The sequence below is a fragment of the Paeniglutamicibacter selenitireducens genome, assembly GCF_051550675.1.
Taxonomy (GTDB): domain Bacteria; phylum Actinomycetota; class Actinomycetes; order Actinomycetales; family Micrococcaceae; genus Paeniglutamicibacter.
Genome location: NZ_JBPULF010000015.1, coordinates 19,627 through 37,596 on the forward strand (window position 1 = coordinate 19,627; position 17,970 = coordinate 37,596).

Annotated in this window: 17 protein-coding genes and 2 tRNA genes; 9 read left to right on the forward strand and 10 right to left on the reverse strand. The window is 68.4% G+C overall.

Annotation, left to right across the window (positions count from 1 at the left end):
• Positions 1-71: 71 nt before the first annotated feature.
• On the forward strand, positions 72-2,093 hold the full coding sequence (locus ACSYDW_RS18505; protein ID WP_438340206.1) for an FAD/NAD(P)-binding protein: 2,022 nt from the start codon (positions 72-74) through the stop codon (positions 2,091-2,093).
• A gap of 75 nt (positions 2,094-2,168) precedes the next feature.
• Here the strand turns inward: ACSYDW_RS18505 and ACSYDW_RS18510 are convergent.
• A tRNA-Ser gene (locus ACSYDW_RS18510) sits at positions 2,169-2,259 on the reverse strand.
• Between the two features lie 148 nt (positions 2,260-2,407).
• Between ACSYDW_RS18510 and ACSYDW_RS18515 the strand changes: the two genes are divergently transcribed.
• The 5 genes from ACSYDW_RS18515 (at position 2,408) to ACSYDW_RS18535 (ending at position 7,439) form a co-directional block, all read left to right on the forward strand.
• A complete protein-coding gene (locus ACSYDW_RS18515; protein WP_438340207.1) occupies positions 2,408-3,385 on the forward strand; it encodes an NAD(P)H-quinone oxidoreductase in 978 nt (325 codons plus the stop codon).
• Positions 3,386-3,502: 117 nt separating this feature from the next.
• The gene (locus ACSYDW_RS18520) at positions 3,503-5,749 is read left to right on the forward strand and encodes a carbon starvation CstA family protein (protein ID WP_438340208.1); all 2,247 of its coding nucleotides are present in this window, start codon (positions 3,503-3,505) and stop codon (positions 5,747-5,749) included.
• Between the two features lie 2 nt (positions 5,750-5,751).
• Positions 5,752-6,000, forward strand: coding sequence for a YbdD/YjiX family protein (locus tag ACSYDW_RS18525; RefSeq protein ID WP_438340209.1), 249 nt, complete (start codon positions 5,752-5,754; stop codon positions 5,998-6,000).
• Positions 6,001-6,167: 167 nt separating this feature from the next.
• Positions 6,168-6,899, forward strand: coding sequence for a proteasome activator (locus tag ACSYDW_RS18530; protein WP_438340210.1), 732 nt, complete (start codon positions 6,168-6,170; stop codon positions 6,897-6,899).
• A gap of 84 nt (positions 6,900-6,983) precedes the next feature.
• A complete protein-coding gene (locus ACSYDW_RS18535; RefSeq protein WP_438340211.1) occupies positions 6,984-7,439 on the forward strand; it encodes a hypothetical protein in 456 nt (151 codons plus the stop codon).
• Positions 7,440-7,519: 80 nt separating this feature from the next.
• Here the strand turns inward: ACSYDW_RS18535 and ACSYDW_RS18540 are convergent, their stop codons facing one another.
• On the reverse strand, positions 7,520-8,755 hold the full coding sequence (locus tag ACSYDW_RS18540) for a hypothetical protein (RefSeq protein WP_438340212.1): 1,236 nt from the start codon (positions 8,753-8,755) through the stop codon (positions 7,520-7,522).
• Complete coding sequence (locus ACSYDW_RS18545) at positions 8,752-9,273, reverse strand: RNA polymerase sigma factor (protein WP_438340236.1); 522 nt, start codon at positions 9,271-9,273, stop codon at positions 8,752-8,754. The genes ACSYDW_RS18540 and ACSYDW_RS18545 overlap by 4 nt, the downstream gene beginning before the upstream one ends.
• A 177-nt stretch (positions 9,274-9,450) precedes the next feature.
• On the opposite strand from ACSYDW_RS18545, the gene ACSYDW_RS18550 reads away from it, so the two are divergent.
• Positions 9,451-10,296 (forward strand): aldo/keto reductase, encoded by an 846-nt coding sequence (locus ACSYDW_RS18550; protein ID WP_438340213.1) that lies wholly within the window; start codon positions 9,451-9,453, stop codon positions 10,294-10,296.
• Positions 10,297-10,409: 113 nt separating this feature from the next.
• Here the strand turns inward: ACSYDW_RS18550 and ACSYDW_RS18555 are convergent, their stop codons facing one another.
• The 6 genes from ACSYDW_RS18555 to tmk all read right to left on the reverse strand — a co-directional run bounded on the left by ACSYDW_RS18555 (position 10,410) and on the right by tmk (position 15,226).
• Positions 10,410-10,979 carry a GNAT family N-acetyltransferase gene (locus tag ACSYDW_RS18555; RefSeq protein ID WP_438340214.1) on the reverse strand — a complete coding sequence of 190 codons (570 nt, stop codon included), beginning with the start codon at positions 10,977-10,979 and terminating at the stop codon, positions 10,410-10,412.
• 9 nt (positions 10,980-10,988) lie between these two features.
• Complete coding sequence (locus tag ACSYDW_RS18560; protein WP_438340215.1) at positions 10,989-11,507, reverse strand: MepB family protein; 519 nt, start codon at positions 11,505-11,507, stop codon at positions 10,989-10,991.
• A 131-nt stretch (positions 11,508-11,638) separates the two neighbouring features.
• Positions 11,639-11,711: transfer RNA gene (locus ACSYDW_RS18565), tRNA-Thr, on the reverse strand.
• 100 nt (positions 11,712-11,811) lie between these two features.
• A complete protein-coding gene (locus ACSYDW_RS18570; RefSeq protein ID WP_438340216.1) occupies positions 11,812-13,365 on the reverse strand; it encodes an alpha/beta hydrolase in 1,554 nt (517 codons plus the stop codon).
• Between the two features lie 35 nt (positions 13,366-13,400).
• A complete protein-coding gene (locus tag ACSYDW_RS18575; RefSeq protein WP_438340217.1) occupies positions 13,401-14,549 on the reverse strand; it encodes a DNA polymerase III subunit delta' in 1,149 nt (382 codons plus the stop codon).
• Positions 14,546-15,226: a dTMP kinase gene (gene tmk / locus ACSYDW_RS18580; protein WP_438340218.1), complete on the reverse strand. Its 681-nt coding sequence runs from the start codon at positions 15,224-15,226 to the stop codon at positions 14,546-14,548. Before tmk ends, ACSYDW_RS18575 begins: the two co-directional genes overlap by 4 nt.
• 166 nt (positions 15,227-15,392) lie before the next feature.
• On the opposite strand from tmk, the gene ACSYDW_RS18585 reads away from it, so the two are divergent.
• Together ACSYDW_RS18585 and ACSYDW_RS18590 are read left to right on the forward strand one after the other, a co-directional pair.
• Positions 15,393-16,535 (forward strand): trans-sulfuration enzyme family protein, encoded by a 1,143-nt coding sequence (locus ACSYDW_RS18585; protein ID WP_438340219.1) that lies wholly within the window; start codon positions 15,393-15,395, stop codon positions 16,533-16,535.
• 68 nt (positions 16,536-16,603) lie between these two features.
• Positions 16,604-16,909, forward strand: a complete 306-nt coding sequence (locus tag ACSYDW_RS18590) for a DUF2516 family protein (RefSeq protein WP_438340220.1) — start codon at positions 16,604-16,606, stop codon at positions 16,907-16,909.
• A 141-nt stretch (positions 16,910-17,050) separates the two neighbouring features.
• Here the strand turns inward: ACSYDW_RS18590 and ACSYDW_RS18595 are convergent, their stop codons facing one another.
• A complete protein-coding gene (locus ACSYDW_RS18595) occupies positions 17,051-17,902 on the reverse strand; it encodes a class I SAM-dependent methyltransferase (RefSeq protein WP_438340221.1) in 852 nt (283 codons plus the stop codon).
• Positions 17,903-17,970 lie beyond the last annotated feature (68 nt).

Sequence of the window (17,970 nt, forward strand, 5' to 3'; positions counted from 1 at the left end):
CTCATGCCGGGACGATCTTGCCGGGTGCGCCCAAGTGACCCGGACACCCGCGGGGGACTAGGCTGAAAACCGTGAATGAGCAGCAGAATTCCGGACCAGATCCGTACACCATCGCAGTAGTCGGCGCCGGGCCACGTGGCACCTCGGTGTTGGAACGGCTTGCGGCCGAGTTGCGGCACGCCGAAGGCCTCGGCCGGCGGATCCGGGTCCTGGTTTTCGACCAGTTCGAACCCGGCGCCGGACGCGTCTGGTCCACCGCGCAGTCGCGGCTGTTCCTGATGAATACGCCGTCGGTCTTCCCCACCGTGGCCCCCGAGCGGACCCACCCGGACGACCCCGGGCTGAGCTTCGAGCAGTGGCGGGCCTCCGGCGGCGACGGGGCCCTGCTGAGCACTGTCGAGGCCCAGGAACTCGCCGCCCTGGAACGCGGCTCCTACCCGCCGCGCGCCCTGTACGGGCGCTACCTGCGCCATGTCTTCGAGTCGGTAGCGGAGGCCCTGCGTAACGCTGAACGCGTCGCCGAGGTCCGCTTCGTACGTTCGGAAGTCCGCAGCCTGGCACGCACGGAGGCCCGCTATGTGTTGCAGGCCCAGCGAGTCGACGAGTCCTACCCGCATCCGCAGCCCGCGGGCGTGCCAGAGGAATTCACCGCCGACGCGGTGGTGCTGGCGCTCGGCCACGTCCCGGCGAACCTGAACCCTGCCCAGTCGGCGATCTCCGAGGAAGCCGACGAGATCGCTCTGACCTACCAGGGCCCGAACGTGCCGAGCGACGTTGCATGGGAGAAGATCCGGGCAGGGCAGACCGCGCTCGTCCGGGGCCTGGGCCTGAACTTCTTCGACGTGATGGTGGAACTGACGGTGGGCCGCGGCGGCGAGTTCCGCGCCGTCAACGGGGGGCCGGGCCAGGAGCTCGAGTACTGGGCGTCCGGCTTCGAACCCAAGATCGTTGCCGCCTCGCGCCGCGGTACCCCCTACCGGGCCAAGGCCTGCATCGAGGACTTCATCCCGCGCTCGGTCCGCCTGGAGTACTTCGACAGCGAGGTGATCATCCAGCGGATCGCGGAGCAACGGGTGACGAACCCGGAGGCCACCGCGGAATTCGGGGCACACGTCTGGCCGCTTCTGCACCGCGACGTGCTGCTGGCCTACTACCGCACGGCCGCCGCCAGGACCCCCGGGCGTTTCAGGCTCGACCCGGACGAATTCCTCAGCCGCCTCGTGTCGGTGCTGGATGCCGAGCACCAGGCCGGCGCGCAGGTGTGGCTCTCCGAGGCGCAGCAGCTGGTGGCCGAGCACGCCCCGGATCTGGGCTTCCTGGATGTCCCGGGGCTCGGTCACCCCTTTGCCGAACGCGGGTTCGGCTCGGCGAAGGAGTACCAGAACGCCGTGCTGGAGTACCTGGAGGCCGACGCACTGTCCTCCGCCGGCGGGGAGAAGGACCCGCTGAAGATGGCCATCGGGACGTTGAACGCCGGGCGCATGGAGCTCAAGAACATGATCGCCGAGGGGCTGATCTCAGACGAATCGCGCCTGCACGAGGTCCAGGGCTGGTTTGAGCCCCTCGTGGAGGGGCTCTCCTCCGGGCCGCCGGTGCAGCGCATCGAGGAGCTGGCGGCGCTCGCGCGAGCCTCCATCGTGGAATTCATCGGCCCGGACCCTGAATTCGAGATCGACCCCGCATCCTCCGCCTTCATTGCCTCGTCCCCGTGGGTCGATTCGCCCGGCTACACCGCGTCGGTGCTGGTCGAGGCCATGATGCCCGCCAACAGGGTGTTGCAGACCGCCTCGCCGCTGCTGCGCCAACTGCTCGACGACGGGCTCGCCGCGCCGCTGACCATGCGCAACGCCGCAGGCGAACCCATCCCGGGGCAGGGCCTCGACGTGGTGGGTGAGCCGTACCGGCTGGTCGACGCCCACGGGCTGGCCCACCGTGCCATCTTCGTGCTCGGCCTGCAGCTTTCCTCGGTGCAGTGGGGGACCGCCATCGCCGCACAGGCCGGTGCTCCGCTCGACGGCGCGGCCCGCACCCTGGGTGACGCCCGGGACATTGCCCGCGAGCTGGTGCGTCTGAGCAATAACCTCGCACCGTAGCCGGGTCCGGCCAAACGCCGCGGTCCGGAAACGCAGGAGAGGCAGTCCCCGTGAACGGGGACTGCCTCTCCTGCTTGGCGGATGGTAAGAGATTTGAACTCTTGGTACGGGGTTACCGCACACTGGTTTTCAAGACCAGCTCCTTAGGCCGCTCGGACAACCATCCAGACCCCAAAAGTATACGCCAGCCGCACCTCACCCGCGGACCACCTGCGGCGCGGCCCGGCAGGCGTGTCGAAATCGCGAACCCCGCCCGGCCCCGGGCGGGTGCGATCATGGGGTAAACGGAAACGATCCAGGGAAAGCGGGCGGCGATGCGTGCCATTGAATATCGGGGTGCTGGCGGAACGGAAGTCATGGCGGAAACCGAGCGCCCGGATCCCGTCCCGGGTGCCGGCGAGGTGCTTCTGAAAGTGGCGGCCTTCGGGCTGAACCGGGCGGACGTGCAGCAGCGTATCGGGGTCTACCCGCCTCCGCCGGGGGCCAGCGACGTCCCCGGCCTCGAAGTCTCCGGCGTCGTCGAGGCCGTCGGCCCCGGCACCGACGTGTCGCTCGTCGGCAGGCGCGTCTGCGCGCTGCTGGCCGGGGGAGGGTACGCACAGTATGTGGCGGTGCCCGCCGGACACGTGCTTGAAATCCCGGACTCCGTCGACCTGGTCGACGCCGCCGGGTTCATGGAAGTCGCCGCGACGGTGGTCTCCAACATCTTCCTCGAGGCGGACCTGCGTGAAGGGCAGACGGTGCTGATCCACGGCGGTGCCGGCGGGATCGGCTCGATGGCCATCCAGCTTTGTGCCGCGGCCGGTGCCACGGTGCTTGTCACGGCATCCAGCGCCGAGAAGATCACCCATTGCCTGGAGCTCGGGGCGCACCACGGGATCAACTACCGCGAGGAGGACTTCGCCGTCCGCACCGCCGAACTTACCGGGGGCGCCGGTGTCGACGTCATCCTGGACGTGGTGGGCGCCAAGTACCTGGGATCGAACGTGCGGGCGCTCGCCGTGGACGGCACCCTGGTGGTGATCGGGCTGATCGGCGGGGCCAAGGCGGAGCTGAACCTGGGTGCCCTGATGGCCAAGCGGGCGCGCATCATCGGGACCACACTGCGCGCCAGGCCGGCGGAACAGAAGGCGCGGATCGTGGAGGAAGTGCGTCGCCGGACGCTGCCGTTGCTCGATTCGGGGGCCCTGGACCTAGCCATTGACCGCCGTTTTACGTTCGATGACGTCCGTTCGGCGCACGAATACTTCGATTCAGGGAATCACACCGGAAAAATCGTCGTGAAGGCCTGACCGCGTTTACCTCGAGGTCTACGGTGGGTGGTGAACGCAAGGTGTCCTGCGACACAGTCGTGATCCCTGCGTCCACAACTCGCGCCCCACCCGTTTGCACCCCGTGAGAGGAAAACCATGAGTCAGCATCGCAGCACAGCGCCGGAATTGCCCCCGGCAGGTGTCGCCCCGGAAACGATCGAGGCGGAAGCAAGAAAATGGACGCCGGCCAAGATCGCTATCTGGGTGGCCATCGGGTTGCTGGGCGGTGTCGCGTGGTCGATGCTGGCATTCTCGAGGGGCGAGACCATCAACGCCATGTGGTTCGTCTTCGCTGCGGTCTGCACCTACCTGATCGCCTACCGCTTCTACGCCAAGTTCATCGAGCGCAAGATTGCCAAGCCCAACGACTTCCGTGCCACCCCGGCCGAGTACAAGAACAACGGCAAGGACTACATGCCGACCGACCGCCGGGTGCTCTTCGGTCACCACTTCGCGGCGATCGCCGGCGCCGGCCCGCTGGTCGGCCCGATCCTCGCCGCCCAGATGGGCTACCTCCCGGGCACCATCTGGATCATCATCGGCGTGGTCCTGGCCGGGGCAGTCCAGGACTACCTTGTCATGTTCTTCTCGATGCGCCGCGGCGGGCGTTCGCTGGGCCAGATGGCGCGCGAGGAGCTCGGCGTCATCGGCGGCACCGCGGCGCTTGTCGCGACCCTCGCCATCATGGTCATCATCGTGGCGATCCTGGCCCTCGTGGTGGTCAACGCGCTGGGTGAATCCGCCTGGGGCGTGTACTCGGTGGGCCTGACCATCCCGATCGCCCTGTTCATGGGTGTCTACCTGCGTTTCATCCGCCCGGGCAAGGTCATGGAGATCTCCGTGATCGGTTTCGCGCTGCTGATGTTCGCGATCGTATCGGGCCGCTGGGTTGCCGAGTCGGCGTGGGGCTCCGAGTTCTTCCACCTGGACCGGACCACGTTGGCGTGGTTCATCATCATCTACGGCTTCATCGCCGCCGTGCTTCCGGTGTGGCTGCTGCTGGCCCCGCGCGACTACCTTTCCACCTTCATGAAGATCGGTGTGATCGGCCTGCTGGCCGTGGCCATCATCGTGGTCCGCCCGGAGATCGCAGTTCCGGCCATCTCCGAGTTCGCGGGCTCCGACAAGGGGCCCGTTGTCGCGGGGCACTTGTTCCCATTCCTGTTCGTCACCATCGCCTGCGGTGCGCTCTCCGGCTTCCACGCGCTCATTTCCTCTGGAACCACCCCGAAAATGGTTGAAAAGGAACGCCAGACCCGCTTCCTGGGCTACGGCGGAATGCTCATGGAATCCTTCGTGGCCATCATGGCCCTGGTGGCCGCGATCTCCATCGACCGCGGCATCTACTTCGCGATGAACTCCTCCGCGGCCGCCACCGGCGGAACCGTCGAAGGGGCCGTGGCTTTCGTGAACTCGCTGGGCCTGACCGGCGTGAACCTGACCCCGGGCATGCTCACCGACCTCGCCGCAAGCGTGGGGGAGGAAAGCGTCGTCTCCCGCACCGGCGGCGCACCGACCCTGGCCGTGGGCATCGCCCACATCATGCAGCAGTGGTTCGGCGGCGCGGCCATGGCCAGCTTCTGGTACCACTTCGCCATCATGTTCGAGGCGCTGTTCATCCTCACCGCCGTCGATGCCGGCACCCGCGTGGCGCGCTTCATGCTGCAGGACACCATCGGCAACTTCATCCCGAAGTTCAAGGACAATTCGTGGCGCCCGGGTGCCTGGGCCTGTACCGCGATCATGGTGGCCGGCTGGGGATACATCCTGATCCTCGGCGTCACGGACCCACTGGGCGGCATCAACACGTTCTTCCCGCTCTTCGGCATCTCCAACCAGCTGCTGGCGGCCATCGCCCTGGCCGTCGTCATGACGATCGTGGCCAAGCGGGGCAACTTCAAGTACCTCTGGATCGTGGTGCTGCCGCTGGCCTTCGCCACGGTCGTGACGGTGTACGCATCGTTCCTGAAGATCTTCTCGCCGGTCCCGGCCGTCGGCTACTTCGCCCAGCACAATGCGTTCAAGGGGGCGCTGGAACGCGGGGAAACCAGCTTCGGGTCCGCGAAGAACGTCGAGGCCATGGAGGCGGTGGTGCGCAACACCGGCGTCCAGGGCTGGCTCTCGGTGATCTTCCTGGTGCTCTCGGTGACGGTGATCGTCACGGCCATCATCGCCACCATCAAGGCGTACCCCAACGGCGCGGGCACCAACACCGAGGATCCGGAGGTGCCCTCGAAGATCTACGCGCCGAGCGGCATCATTTCCTCGCCGGCGGAGAAGGAACTCGAGGCAGCCTGGAAGCTCGTTCCCGCCGAACACCAAGTGATCCGGGGCGGTCACTGACCATGGGCCCCCTCCGGGAATCGGTTCCGGGCGCGTGGCGCCCAGTGGCGGCGCGCGCCTGCACGGCCGCCTGGCGGGGTGCCCGGTCCCTCGTGCGCTACCTGGAGGGGGTGCTGGGGGCCGACAAGTACCGTGTCTACCTCGAACACCAAGCGCGCACCCACCCCGGTGTGCAACCCATGGGGGAACGCGAGTTCTGGCGTGACTACGCCGACTGGCAGGACAAGAACCCGCAGGGACGCTGCTGCTAGTCCCGGTAGTTGTCGGCAAACCGCATGGTGGGTCAACGGCGGGCCTTCGAACACTGTTCGAAGGCCCGCCGTTGGCCCACGTGGGACACCAGCCGGAGGGACCGGCAAGGGAAAACCGCTGGGGGCTCGCCCTCCCGGCGGTAGGCCGCCCGTGGCAAGATGGTGCCATGACCGAGCACAGCGCACAGATCCAGGAAGAGCCAGAGGCAACCAACGCGCCGACACCCGGCTCCACCCCGTGGCCGTCGGTGCCCGGTTTCGCCGCGGGCCAGCACAGCGGCCCTCCGGAGGCCAGGCCCGCGCCACTGGGGCACGCACCGGTGGGCGGCCCCGTTCCTGGAGCCAAACCGGTTTCCGCCGTGGGGCCGGAACACGACGGGCAGAAGATCGTTGGCGTGGGTGAACCAGCGAAACTCATGCGCATCGGCGGGATGATCAAACAGCTGTTGGACGAGGTCCGTTCCGCACCCCTGGACGAGCAGGCCCGTGCCCGGATGGCGGACATCCACGAACGCTCCGTGCACGAGCTCGAAGCGGGGCTGTCCCCGGAACTGGCCGCCGAACTGCACCGGATCCGCCTTCCCTTCGGGGAGGGCGAAACACCGACCACCGCGGAGCTGCGCGTGGCCCAGGCCCAATTGGTTGGTTGGCTCGAGGGGGTCTTCCACGGATTGCAGGCAGCCATGGCGGCACAGCAGCTTGCCAATCAGCAGTTGGCCCAGCGCATGGCGCTGCGCCAGCTGCCACCGGGCACCCAGGTTGCACCGGGCATCATCATCAACGAGCAAGGCGAGCCCGAACGCATGGGACCCGCCGGCCTGCACGGTGCGGAAGGCCCCGAGGAATCCGGGGACAAAAAGCACCCGGACGGCGCCAGCGGGTACGGCCAGTACCTCTAGACTGGATATTCCAGACGAATGCGGCCCGCGGGCCGCCAAGGCGAACGGCCTTGAGACCGAGCAGAGGCAAGGGTAAACACGCAGATGGGGCTGTTCTCCACCGCGCGCAATGCGCGCCGTGACGCCAAGGAGCTCGGCGACGGTGTGTGGCGACGCGCCTACGACCGCTTCGGCCGGTCGCTGGACCGCGTGCACCAGGTCCTTGAGGGGATCGAGGACGATGAGCTGCACAACGCCCTGATCCTGATCGCCAACCACCTGGCCGACCTGCAATCCCGGGTCCGCGCGCTCTGCGTCGAAGCCCAGGCTAAGAACCCCAGCACCGGCGAGAACGTTCCGCATGAGCTCTACGCGGTGCACCGCATGCTCTCCAAGGCAGCAAACGACCTGGCCACCACCGCGCAGGTCGCCGCGATGTCGCGGATGGACGGTGAACGCTGGGGCTACGCCTCGGCCGGGCTGGAGAACGTGGCAATGCGCGCCGACCTGGTGGCAGAGGGCATCTCCGCCGCAGAGGCAGAAATGGCCAAGCACCGCTAGGTGCTGCACACCGCAAAAGCGTGAGGGGTGGTTGGCCGGATCCTTCCGGCCAACCACCCCTTGTCCGTGGGTCCCGTCAACTACTGCCCGTCGTCCTTGAATTTCACGATCTGTCCGCTGTGGTCGCCGCAGGTGCCGGTCTCTGCCGTCGGCCATGCCGTGAACGTGGTGGCCGGAGTGGCCCCGGTGTCCAGGATGAACGTCGAGCCGCCATCCCCCTCGGAGAGCTGGGCGCCCTGCGGCATGACCCGCAGGGAGTGCCTGGCCATCGGTTCATCGGGAAGCGGCTCGCCTTCGATGGATCCCGAGGCGGTGGATCCCGCGGGGAAGGACAGGATCTTGATTCCGGATTTCGTCACGGCGGCGATGCACGAGCGGGCCTCCGGATCCGTGTAGGAATGGAACCCCGACGCCTTGAACCCCGTGGTGGACCCCCCGGGTGTCCCGGTGTAGGTGTGGGCCATCCCAAAGGCGGCGAACTGGGAGAGCCGGGCGCCGTTGAGCCGGACATCCGGGATCTGCAGGTAGTCGCCCTCCAGGGTCATCAGGCTCGTGGCGTCGTCAACGGTCCCCGAGGCCAGCCTCACGGGGTCCGAGACCAAGATCCCGTAGGGCCCCGGGACGGGGACAACCAGCTTCAGGTCGGGCTGCCTGCTTGCGACAACCACCAGGGTGCCAGCTTCCTGGTTCCGGGCCAGCAGGGAGGTGTCGCGGCCACCGAGGTCGATGGGGGTCCATGGCCCGTCGGCGGTGTCGATGGTTTCGTCGCTGCCCGCCACGGTGTAGACGTTCAGCAGCCAGCCGGTACGACGCAGCTCCGCGGGGTCGGTTGGAAGCGCGGGGCGCAACCAGCCGGTGATGCGGTAGCCGCCGGATTCCCGGAAAGCTTCCCGCTGGTCCGGGTAGTTGGGATTGAACCCGCCGTCGGACGGGGAGGGGGCCACAGCCGTCGCGGGGGCTGCCGGCTGCGGGGCAACCGGCAGCCGGCCACTGCCCCACGGTAGGAGGACCGCGATGACCGCAACGATTGCCGCCGAGGAGACGACGGCCAGGAACACGCCCCAGCGACGTCGCGTCGGGGCTCCATGCGCCAAGCGGCCCGGAACCCGGGCGTTGCCCGCGGGCGCAGGGGCCAGGGAGAGGACCTGTTGGGAAATGGATGGGACATAGGTGCCGGAGGGTATGGCGGCGCTGCGTGAACGGCTGTGTTCCAGCGCCCGGACGTGGTCCCCGGGCAACGGGTCCGATGAGCGCAGCAGGAGCTCCGCCTGCGGATCGACTTCCCCGACAGGGTGCCGGGTCGAATGCGTGGTCATGGTCGTGCCACCTTTCCCATGGAAGCAAGCGGAGCCGAATCGGCAGCCAGCGCCGTGGCGAATGCCTTGCGCGCACGGTGCAGCCGGACCCGGATGGCCCCGGGACTGCTGTTGAGGATGACGGCAATCTCATCCGACGTGAACGAATCCCAGTAGGTGAGCAAGAGGAGCTCCCGCGCGGGCTCCTTCAGGCTCGCCAGGGCCCGGGCCACCTGAGGGTTCTCCACCGTGGGGCGCATGTGCTCATGGGCCAGGGCCTTGCTGAGCCGGGACGCCTTGGCGGAAGCCCGGTAGGCACCGCGCAGCAGGTTGCGGGCGATGGCCACCACGTATGCCGTTTCGGGTTGGGCGCCGCCCAACACCTTCTCCCAGACGATCACGAACACCTCGCCGGTGAGGTCCTCGGCAAGGTGGACGGGAATGATCCGTCGTGCCAGGTACCGGTAAACGGTGTCGTGGCAGGCGGCATGCACGGCGGCGAAGCGTTCTTCGGGTGCCGGCCCGGGGCGTGGAAGCATTGTCACGTGGTCCATGCTCCCTCTATGTCCGGAAGCCGGCCGAGTGTTACACCCCGTGTCGGAGAAATCCCTGAGGGATCCCGGCCGGCCCTTGAAACGCGGGAACGGCATTTCGCCCAGCGCTGATCGACACGCGCAAGCGCCCCGGGCCACGGTTCGCGGTGGCAGGATGAGGGCATGACGAACCTTGTTTCCCCAGAGCTCACATTCCACGACGGCAACAGCATCCCGCAGCTTGGCTACGGCGTATGGAAGGTCGAGGACACCGTCGCCACCGACGTCGTCCAGCAGGCCTTCGACGCCGGCTACCGCCACATCGACACCGCCAGGATCTACGGCAACGAGGAGGGCGTGGGACGTGCCCTCGCCGCCACCGACGTTCCGCGCGAGGACATGTTCATCACCACCAAGGTCTGGAACGCGGACCAAGGCTTCGATGAAACCCTTGCGGCGTTCGATGCGTCAATGGAGCGCCTGGGCCTTGAATACCTGGACCTGTACCTGATCCACTGGCTGCAGCCCAAGCAGGGCAAGTACGTTGACACCTGGCGTGCGCTGATCGAGCTGCAGAAGTCCGGCCGCGTGAAGTCGATCGGCGTCTGCAACTTCACCATCGAGGCGCTCGCCGAACTCGAGGAAGCCACCGGCGTGCTCCCGGTCATCAACCAGGTGGAAACCCACCCGTACTTCCCGCAGGCCGAACTGCGCGAGTTCGAGGCGTCCAAGGGCATCAAGCACCAGTCGTGGTCGCCGCTGGGTCAGGGCAGCGAACTGCTCAACGACCCGGTTCTGGTTTCCATCGCCGAAAAGCACAACGCCAGCACGGCCCAGGTCGTCATCGCCTGGCACCTGGAGCTCGGCAACGTGGTGATCCCGAAGTCCGTCACCCCGTCGCGCATCGTCGAGAACTTCGAAGGCCTCGCGGTCCGCCTGGATGCCGAGGACCTTGCGGCGATCAACGGCCTGGACCGTGGCCTCGAGGGCCGCATCAGCGCCGACCCGGCCGTGAGCGACTTCGCCTAATCCCGTGGGTGTCCTCCCTGCCGAGGCGGGGAGGACACCGAGTGGCTGTGGGGACCCGTTGAACCGGGTCCCCACAGCCGTTTAAGGCCGGGTGGTCCGGCGGAGGGGAATGCTCAGGCCAGGATCGACCACTGCTGCACGCTGCGGTCATCGGTGGCCAGGAGGCTGCCGGCCCAGTCGTCGCGCAGTTCCCCGCGCAGGGCCGCACCCAGGCGGGCGGTGCCCTCAAAGCGGAACCCCAGTTTCTGGGCCACGCGCGCCGAACCGAAGTTCCCCGCGTAGGCGTTCCAGCCGATGCGGGCCAACGCCAGGCCGTCGGGTGCCGGTGCAAGGGCGAATTCCAGGACGGTGTTGCATGCCTCGGTCAGCAAACCCTTGCCCCGGAACGCGGGATCCATCCAGAAACCCAGGTCTGCCGAGCCGTTGCCGACGCGGTACAGGCCCACCACTCCGGCCAGGGTGCCGGCGGTGCGAATGGTCCAGGTGAACTCGGTTCCGGCGTCCCACGTCGTATCGGTGTGCGTCGTGGCGTACTCGACAGCGTGCTCGCGCAGGTAGGGGACCGGGATCGGCACCCAGTTCTGCGTCTCGGGATCCTGGCAGGCGGCGAAGATCGCGTCGATGTCACCGGCCACCGGCGGGACGAGTTCAAGGTTCTCGGACTGCAGCGAAAGTTTCTCCATGGAAAAAGCCTATCGGCTTGGCACCTGTCGGCTGGGCGCTGTGAAGAACCCGCGTTGCCAGGCCCAGGCCTTGGTGGCGCCGGCATTGAGGTCGGTGTCCCACGGGGTGTAGAGGCGGAAGCCGCGCTTGCCGGGTTGAGCGTCGGTGCCCAGGATCCCGTGCGTGGCCAGCGCGCCGGCGGGAAACTTGAAATACCCGGTTCCGCCGCCGGTTTCGGCAAGAATCCAGAACTCGTCCACGTCGTCCTCAGGGGTGTAGGGGCGGGTGGTGCCCTTCGCGTCGCGCAGCCATAGCGTGACGAACAGGCCGGCCTTGGTGGGGGTGACCTTCGCGGAACGGAACACCACGTTCAACCTGGTGCCCGGGTCGCCACCCAGCCGGAAGCTGCAACCCGCATAGGCGCGGGCCTCCGGATGCGGATCGGGCACGCAACCGGTGATGCGCAGCCCCTTCGGCAACGGCGCACGGGACAGGAACCGCGCCAACGCGGGCGGGATGTGCTGCTCCGGCATCGATAGGTCTGTCATGCGGCTCCTTTGTCCCGGGCCGGACCGGCCTGCTGCAACCGTCGGCCACGCTCGCCGAAAGCCGGGGCGCGGGCGTCGGGCCCGGTGCGGCGTTAAAATGAAAAACCCCCGGAAAGCCGGGGGTGAATCAGAGCCTCCTGCCAGAATCGAACTGGCGACCTTTTCATTACGAGTGAAACGCTCTACCAACTGAGCTAAGGAGGCACCGTGGCGTTTTACCGCCACAAGTGACCACTTTATAGGAGCGAATCGGCAGCGGTCAAAACGACGTGCCGACCCGCCCCTGGTGCCCGGTCCCGAGGGGCTAGCAGGTGAGCCCGTCGGCGGGAACCGTGCCGTCGATGAAGTACGATTCCACGGCGTCGGAAATGCACTTGTTCGAGCGCCCGTAGGCCGTGTGGCCGTGTCCTTGGAAGGTCACCATCACGGCGGACTCGAGCTGCGCGGCAAGGGCCTGCGCCCACTGGTAGGGGGTTGCGGGGTCGCCGGTGGTGCCGATCACGACGATCGGGGCGGCGCCGGCGGCCTTGATTTCGCCGGGCTTCCCCTTGGGCGGGTACTTCCAGTCCTGGCACCCCACGGCCCCGTAGGCCAGGTACTTGCCGATGGTGGGGGCCGCGGCGACAAGGGCCTTTTCGTCGGCCCGCATCGCGGCGATGTCTGGGTTCATGGGGTGGTCCAGGCAGTTGATCGCGGTGAACGCGGCGTTGCTGTTGCCGGTGTAGCTGCCGTCCTCCTCGCGGCCGGCCGTGATGTCGGCAAAGAACTGGATGTCGTCGACGTCCCCGGCAATCGCGTTGCGCAGCCCCTCGGTCAGGGCCGGCCACAGGGAATTGGCGTAGAGCGGGACGATGAACCCGTTGACGAAGTCGATGATCGGCACGCGGCGGCCGTCGCTGGCCAGCATCGGGGTGCGCTCCACCGAGGCGAACAGGTCGCGCAGCTGCGTCAGGGCCTCCTCCAGGGTGCCGGTGAAGGGGCAGTTTCCGGAATCGAGGCAGTCCTGCATGAAGGCGCGGATCTCGTTCTCGAAGCCGAGGGCCTGGCCCATGGTGAGTTCCTCGTTGGTCAGCGTGGGGTCCATGGCGCCGTCGAGCACCAGCCGGCCGACGTTCTGCGGGAAGAGCTGCGCGTAGTGGGCGCCGAGCGAGGTGCCGTACGAGTAGCCGAGGTAGTTCAGCTGCTTGTCACCGAGGACTGCGCGCATGACGTCCATGTCCCGTGCCGCGGAGTCGGTGTCCACGAAGCCGAGCGACGGCCCGGTGCGCTTGGCGCACAGCGCGGCATACTCGGCGCTGGACTTGCGCATGATGGCCAAACCCTCGTCGGTGCTGGTGTCGTACTGCTCCTGGCGGCTGGCATCCTGCTCCTTCGCCGTCTCGCACGTGACAGGCGTCGAAGCACCCACTCCGCGCGGGTCGAACCCGATGACGTCGAAGCTGCGCTGCAGGTCCTGCCCGAAGAGGCTGGGGATCGAATCCCTGACGATCTCGATGCCGGATCCGCCGGGCCCGCCGGGGTTGACCAGCAGCGAGCCCTGCGCCTTCTGGCCCGCACGCCGGTTCAGGGCAAGGGTCATGGTCTCGCCGTCGGGCTTGGAATAGTCCATGGGCACCTTGATGGTGGTGCACTCGAGGCCCTGGCCGCATGTGGACCAGTCCGGCTTCTGCGTGTAGAACTCCTCGAGCCCGGCGGGGACGGCGGCCTGCGCAGGCCGGGTCGGCGCCGTGGCGGAACCCGTGCCGCTTTGCACACCCGTCGTCGGGTCCGCCGTGGTGGCAGGACTGCACGAGGTCAGCAGCAGGGCCGCGGCGCCCAATGCTGCAATCACGGACACTGGCCGTCTGAAGGCTCTCATGCTGGCTCCTTAGCCTGGTGGGGCTGAATATTCGGTTACTTGGCGGGCCGCAGGGCGACCATCATGGCTTCGAGGGCCAACAGCGGCGCCACGTTGGCGCCGATGCGCGTGCGGGCCTCGGCGATGGCATCGATCTTGGCCACCGTCGCCTCGGGTCGGGACGCGGCGGCGTAGGACCGCAGGTCGTCGGCGAGGTAGTCGTTGACCAGCTCGGTGCCGGTGCGCAGCTGCAGCATCAGCACGTCGCGGAAGAACGTGGTGAGGTCGATCAGCGAACGGTCAAGCGCGTCATGGGTGGACCGGCGGGCCCGGCGCTTCGCGTTTTCCTCAAGGGCCTTGAACTGGCCGCGTTGCTGGGGTGGAATCGGGGCGTCGGCGTCCATCCCGAGCGTCGTGCGCAGGGCCGCGGCTTCAGCCTCGGCGCGTTCGGTGGACGCAGCGGTGGCTTCCGCGGTGGACAGGTCGACGAGTTCGGCGGCGGCCATGACGGCATCGGAAACCCCTCGAAGCCGCAGCGGCAGGCGCACGGTGCGGTCCCGGCGGCGGCGGGCTTCCTCGTCGCGGGCCAGGCGGCGGGCGATCCCGATGTGGGACTGGGAGATGCGGGCCGCGAAGTCCGCCTGGGCCTCGGAGAGCCCGTCGCGGCGGACCAGCAGCTCGGCAACCGACGCCCGGGTGGGAACCGAAAGCGAGACCGAGCGGCAACGCGACCGGATCGTCACCAGTACGTCGGCGGGGGATGGCGCGCACAGGATCCAGATGGTGTGCGGGGGTGGCTCCTCGATGGACTTGAGCAGCACGTTGGTGGTGCGCTCGGTCATCCGGTCCGCGTCCTCGACGATGATCACGCGCCACGGGGCGGTGGAGGGCCGGTCCTGGGCCTTGGTGATCAGTTCGCGGACGTCCTCGATCTGGTAGTTGACCTTCTCGGTGGCGATCAACGCGACATCCGGGTGGGTGCCGGCCAGCACCGTCACGCAGGCCTTGCACTTCCCGCAACCACGCAGCGCCGGGTCGGGGACCGTGCATTGCAGGGCGGCTGCGAAGGCCCGGGCCGCGTTCGAGCGCCCGGAACCGGGAGGGCCGGTGAACAGCCAGGCGTGCGACGGGCTGCCCTCCGCCACCGCGCGGGAGAGCGCCGCGACGGTCTTTTCCTGGCCCGGCAGGTCGTCCCAGACGCTCACGACGCGCGCCCGGGCGTTTCGGGGAGGGCTGCAACGGCGCCGCTGACGGCCGCGGCAAGATCGTCGACGGTGCCCGTCGCATCGAGCACCAGGTAGCGCTGCGGGGCCCGCTGCGCGAAGAGCAGGAAGGCGTCGCGGATCCGGGCGTGGAACTCGTCCGGTTCCGATTCCAGGCGGTCCTCGGCCACCGGTGCCCCGTCGACGCCGGTGGTGCGGCGCGAGCGGCCCGCGGCCGGGGCCACGTCCAGCAGCACCGTCAGGTCCGGGGCCAGGCCGCCGGTGGCGAAGTCGTTGATCGAGCGCACGGCGTCCTCGCCCAGTGCCCGGCCGACGCCCTGGTAGGCCAGGGAGGAATCGACGAACCTGTCGCAGACCACCATGGTGCCGGCGGCCAGTGCCGGGCGGATGACCTGTTCGACGTGGGCGGCGCGGGCCGCGGCGTACATCAGCGCCTCGGTGCGTGCGTCGACGGTGCCCTGCCCGTGGTCAAGCACCAGTGAACGCAGCTTTTCCCCGATCTGGGTGCCGCCCGGCTCGCGGGTTTGCAGCACGGTGTGGCCGTTTTTGCGCAGCTCCTCGCTCAGCAGGGCGGCCTGGGTCGATTTCCCGGCGCCGTCACCGCCTTCGAAGACGATGAAGCGGCCTGCTGATCTAGGATTCTGCTGCGTAGAACTCACCGTCCTAGCCTATCGCCCTTGGGGTCCGGCGCCGCTTTTCGATGGTGCGCGGGGCGGCCCCCGCGTGCCGGGAGCACCGGGCCGGTGCGCTCCCGCCGTGTCACAGCCCGGCGGCGTTTCGTCATCCAGCTGGGGACGGGGGTCCGGCCCGGAGTAACGTGAAAACATGACTTCCAGCGATAAGACCCCCTGGGCCCCGGACACCATCGTGGTGTCTGCCGGGCGCCCGCCGCACGCCACCGACCAGCCGGTGAACCCGCCCATCGTGCTGTCCTCGACCTTCTATTCGCTGGGGGCCTCGGGCGCGGGCGAAAAGGTCTACGGGCGTTTCACGAACCCGACGTGGGACCCGCTGGAGGCGACGATCGCACAGCTCGAGGACAGCGAGCTTCCGGCCCTGGCCTACGCCTCGGGCATGGCGGCGGTTGCTGCTGGCCTGTCGCTGCTTCCGGCAGGCGGCTCGCTCGTGATCCCGAACCACGCCTACAACGGCTCCCTCGCCCTTGTCGCGGAACTGGAGAAGACCCTCGGGCTGACGGTGCGCCGCGTCGACCTGGCGGACACCGAGGCTGCGGTCCGGGCATTCGACGGGGCGGACCTGGCCTGGCTCGAATCCCCGACCAACCCCATGCTGGAGGTCGCCGACCTTCCCGCGCTGCTGCAGGCAGCCCGTGCCGCGGGCGTGCTCACCGTCGTGGACAACACCTTCTCCACCCCGCTGCTCCAGCGTCCGCTGCAGCTCGGCGCTGACGTGGTGGTGCATTCGGCCACCAAGTACATGGGCGGGCACTCGGACGTGGTGCTCGGTGCCGTGGTGACCCGGAACCCGGAACTGCACGCCAGGCTGCACGGCATGCGCACCCTGCACGGCGCGATCCCCGGGCCGTTCGAGGCCTGGCTGACGCTGCGCGGCATCCGGACCATGTCCCTGCGCCTGGAGAAGGCCGAGGCCAACGCCCGCGAGCTGGCGCAGCGCCTGGAGAAGCACCCGGCCATCTCCCGGGTGCGCTACCCGGGCCTGCCCGGGGACCCCGGGCACGCGCGCGCCGCGCAGCAGATGGACGGATTCGGATCCATCCTGTGCATCGAGGTGGCCGGCGGTGCCGAAGCGGCCGACGCGATGCTCGCGAAGCTGCGCCTGTGGATCCCCGCGACGAGCCTGGGCGGCGTCGAGTCCCTGGCCGAGCGCCGCCGCCGGCATGCCGGCGAGCCGGAATCGGTGCCGGAGAACCTGGTGCGCCTGAGCGTTGGAATCGAGAACGTCGAGGACCTCCACCGTGACCTGGAACAGGCCCTCGCCGCTTCCTGAACCCGGCACGGGTAACTCGTCGTGCCCGATTGCGGCATGGGCGGGCTTCGTGCGGCTAAGCTGAAGCCATGGTTTTTGCCCTAATGTTTGAGTTCTACCTGATGAAGGCGCTCAGCATCGTCGCGGCGGTCATTGCGATCATGGCCCTGGCCGATGCGGTGCGCCGCCCCGCCGAGAACTTCCTGCGCGAAGGCAAGCGGACCAAGCCGTTCTGGATGGCGATGACCGGTGCCGCGGTGCTTGTCTGCGGCCTGACAGCGCTCTCCAACGGCGGTGGCGGCGTCTTCCAGCTCATCGGCGCCTGCATCGCCTGCGTGTACCTGGCTGACGTGAAGCCCGCGGTTTCCGGCAAGGGCGGCTACTACCCGTACTAGACGCAGCGTGCCCGCGCACCGCGGGCGCTCGATCGCGGTGGCGCATTCCCGGCGACGGGGGTTTGCCGCCGCGATTTTTTGTGCCGCCATGCCGCGGGGCTGCCCTCCGAAAGGCGATCGGTGTGCCCGGGCCGGCGCGTTTCAGCCGGCGACGGCGAGCGGGCCCGTGCGCGGTGCCACGGCCTCCCAGCGCACCGTCATTTCGCCCAGGCGCCAGCGGGAAGCGGAATCGCAGATGGGCCAGCCGCCCTCGCGCAGTGCACGGCACATGGCCACGAAACGCTGCTTGTTGCCGAACGACGCCAGCGGGGCCGCCGCCAGCCAGGCCGCGTCCGCGGCCCGGAGGAAGTCGTGGATCCGTTCGCCCTCGATGTTGCGGTGGATCAACGCCTTGGGCAGCCGCTCCGCGACGTCGGAGGGAAGCGTGAAGGCGCCGAAGCGCAGGGAGATGCTCAGCGACTGGGGGCCTGCCTTGGTCACGGCAACCCAGGAACTGCGCCGGCCGATCTCGTCGCACGTGCCCTCGATGAGCACGCCGTGCTCGGTGAGCCGCGAGCACATGGTGTCCCAGATGCCCGCGACGTCGGCCTCGTCGTACTGGCGCAGCACGTTGAACGCGCGGATTACGGCGGCGGGGGAGGGGACGGGGACCTCGAAGCCGCCCAGCAGGAACTCCAAGCCGTCGAGCCCCAGGGCGGTGCCGCGGGCCACACGTTCGGGCTCGATCTCGATGCCGTACACCCGTGCCTGCGGGGCAACCGTGCGCACGCGTTCGAAGAATTCGACGGCGGTGGCGGGGGATGCGCCGAACCCGAGGTCGACGGCTATGGGCGGGGCACCCGTGACGTCGGGGCGCAGCCGCCAGCCCTGGGTGCCGGTCATCCAGCGGTCGACGCGGCGCATCCGGTTGGGGTTTGTGGTGCCGCGGGTGGCATGGCCCAAGGGACGACCGGTTCGCGACCGTCCGCCGAGCCGAGTCGCTTTCTGAACCATTGATTTAATCCTAAAGTGTCCGACACCGCGACGCCTAGGAGTCACGAAGCAAAGTAAGGCACTTCACC

What these genes read in the sequence shown, in the direction of transcription:
- ACSYDW_RS18520 (WP_438340208.1), top strand. Translation starts at nt 3,503, where the DNA reads ATGAGTCAGCATCGCAGCACAGCGCCGGAATTGCCCCCGGCAGGTGTC.
- ACSYDW_RS18540 (WP_438340212.1), bottom strand. Translation starts at nt 8,755, where the DNA reads ATGACCACGCATTCGACCCGGCACCCTGTCGGGGAAGTCGATCCGCAG.
- ACSYDW_RS18560 (WP_438340215.1), bottom strand. Translation starts at nt 11,507, where the DNA reads ATGACAGACCTATCGATGCCGGAGCAGCACATCCCGCCCGCGTTGGCG.
- ACSYDW_RS18525 (WP_438340209.1), top strand. Translation starts at nt 5,752, where the DNA reads ATGGGCCCCCTCCGGGAATCGGTTCCGGGCGCGTGGCGCCCAGTGGCG.
- ACSYDW_RS18555 (WP_438340214.1), bottom strand. Translation starts at nt 10,979, where the DNA reads ATGGAGAAACTTTCGCTGCAGTCCGAGAACCTTGAACTCGTCCCGCCG.
- ACSYDW_RS18595 (WP_438340221.1), bottom strand. Translation starts at nt 17,902, where the DNA reads ATGGTTCAGAAAGCGACTCGGCTCGGCGGACGGTCGCGAACCGGTCGT.
- ACSYDW_RS18545 (WP_438340236.1), bottom strand. Translation starts at nt 9,273, where the DNA reads ATGCTTCCACGCCCCGGGCCGGCACCCGAAGAACGCTTCGCCGCCGTG.
- ACSYDW_RS18585 (WP_438340219.1), top strand. Translation starts at nt 15,393, where the DNA reads ATGACTTCCAGCGATAAGACCCCCTGGGCCCCGGACACCATCGTGGTG.
- ACSYDW_RS18535 (WP_438340211.1), top strand. Translation starts at nt 6,984, where the DNA reads ATGGGGCTGTTCTCCACCGCGCGCAATGCGCGCCGTGACGCCAAGGAG.
- ACSYDW_RS18570 (WP_438340216.1), bottom strand. Translation starts at nt 13,365, where the DNA reads ATGAGAGCCTTCAGACGGCCAGTGTCCGTGATTGCAGCATTGGGCGCC.
- ACSYDW_RS18590 (WP_438340220.1), top strand. Translation starts at nt 16,604, where the DNA reads ATGGTTTTTGCCCTAATGTTTGAGTTCTACCTGATGAAGGCGCTCAGC.
- ACSYDW_RS18530 (WP_438340210.1), top strand. Translation starts at nt 6,168, where the DNA reads ATGACCGAGCACAGCGCACAGATCCAGGAAGAGCCAGAGGCAACCAAC.
- ACSYDW_RS18515 (WP_438340207.1), top strand. Translation starts at nt 2,408, where the DNA reads ATGCGTGCCATTGAATATCGGGGTGCTGGCGGAACGGAAGTCATGGCG.
- ACSYDW_RS18550 (WP_438340213.1), top strand. Translation starts at nt 9,451, where the DNA reads ATGACGAACCTTGTTTCCCCAGAGCTCACATTCCACGACGGCAACAGC.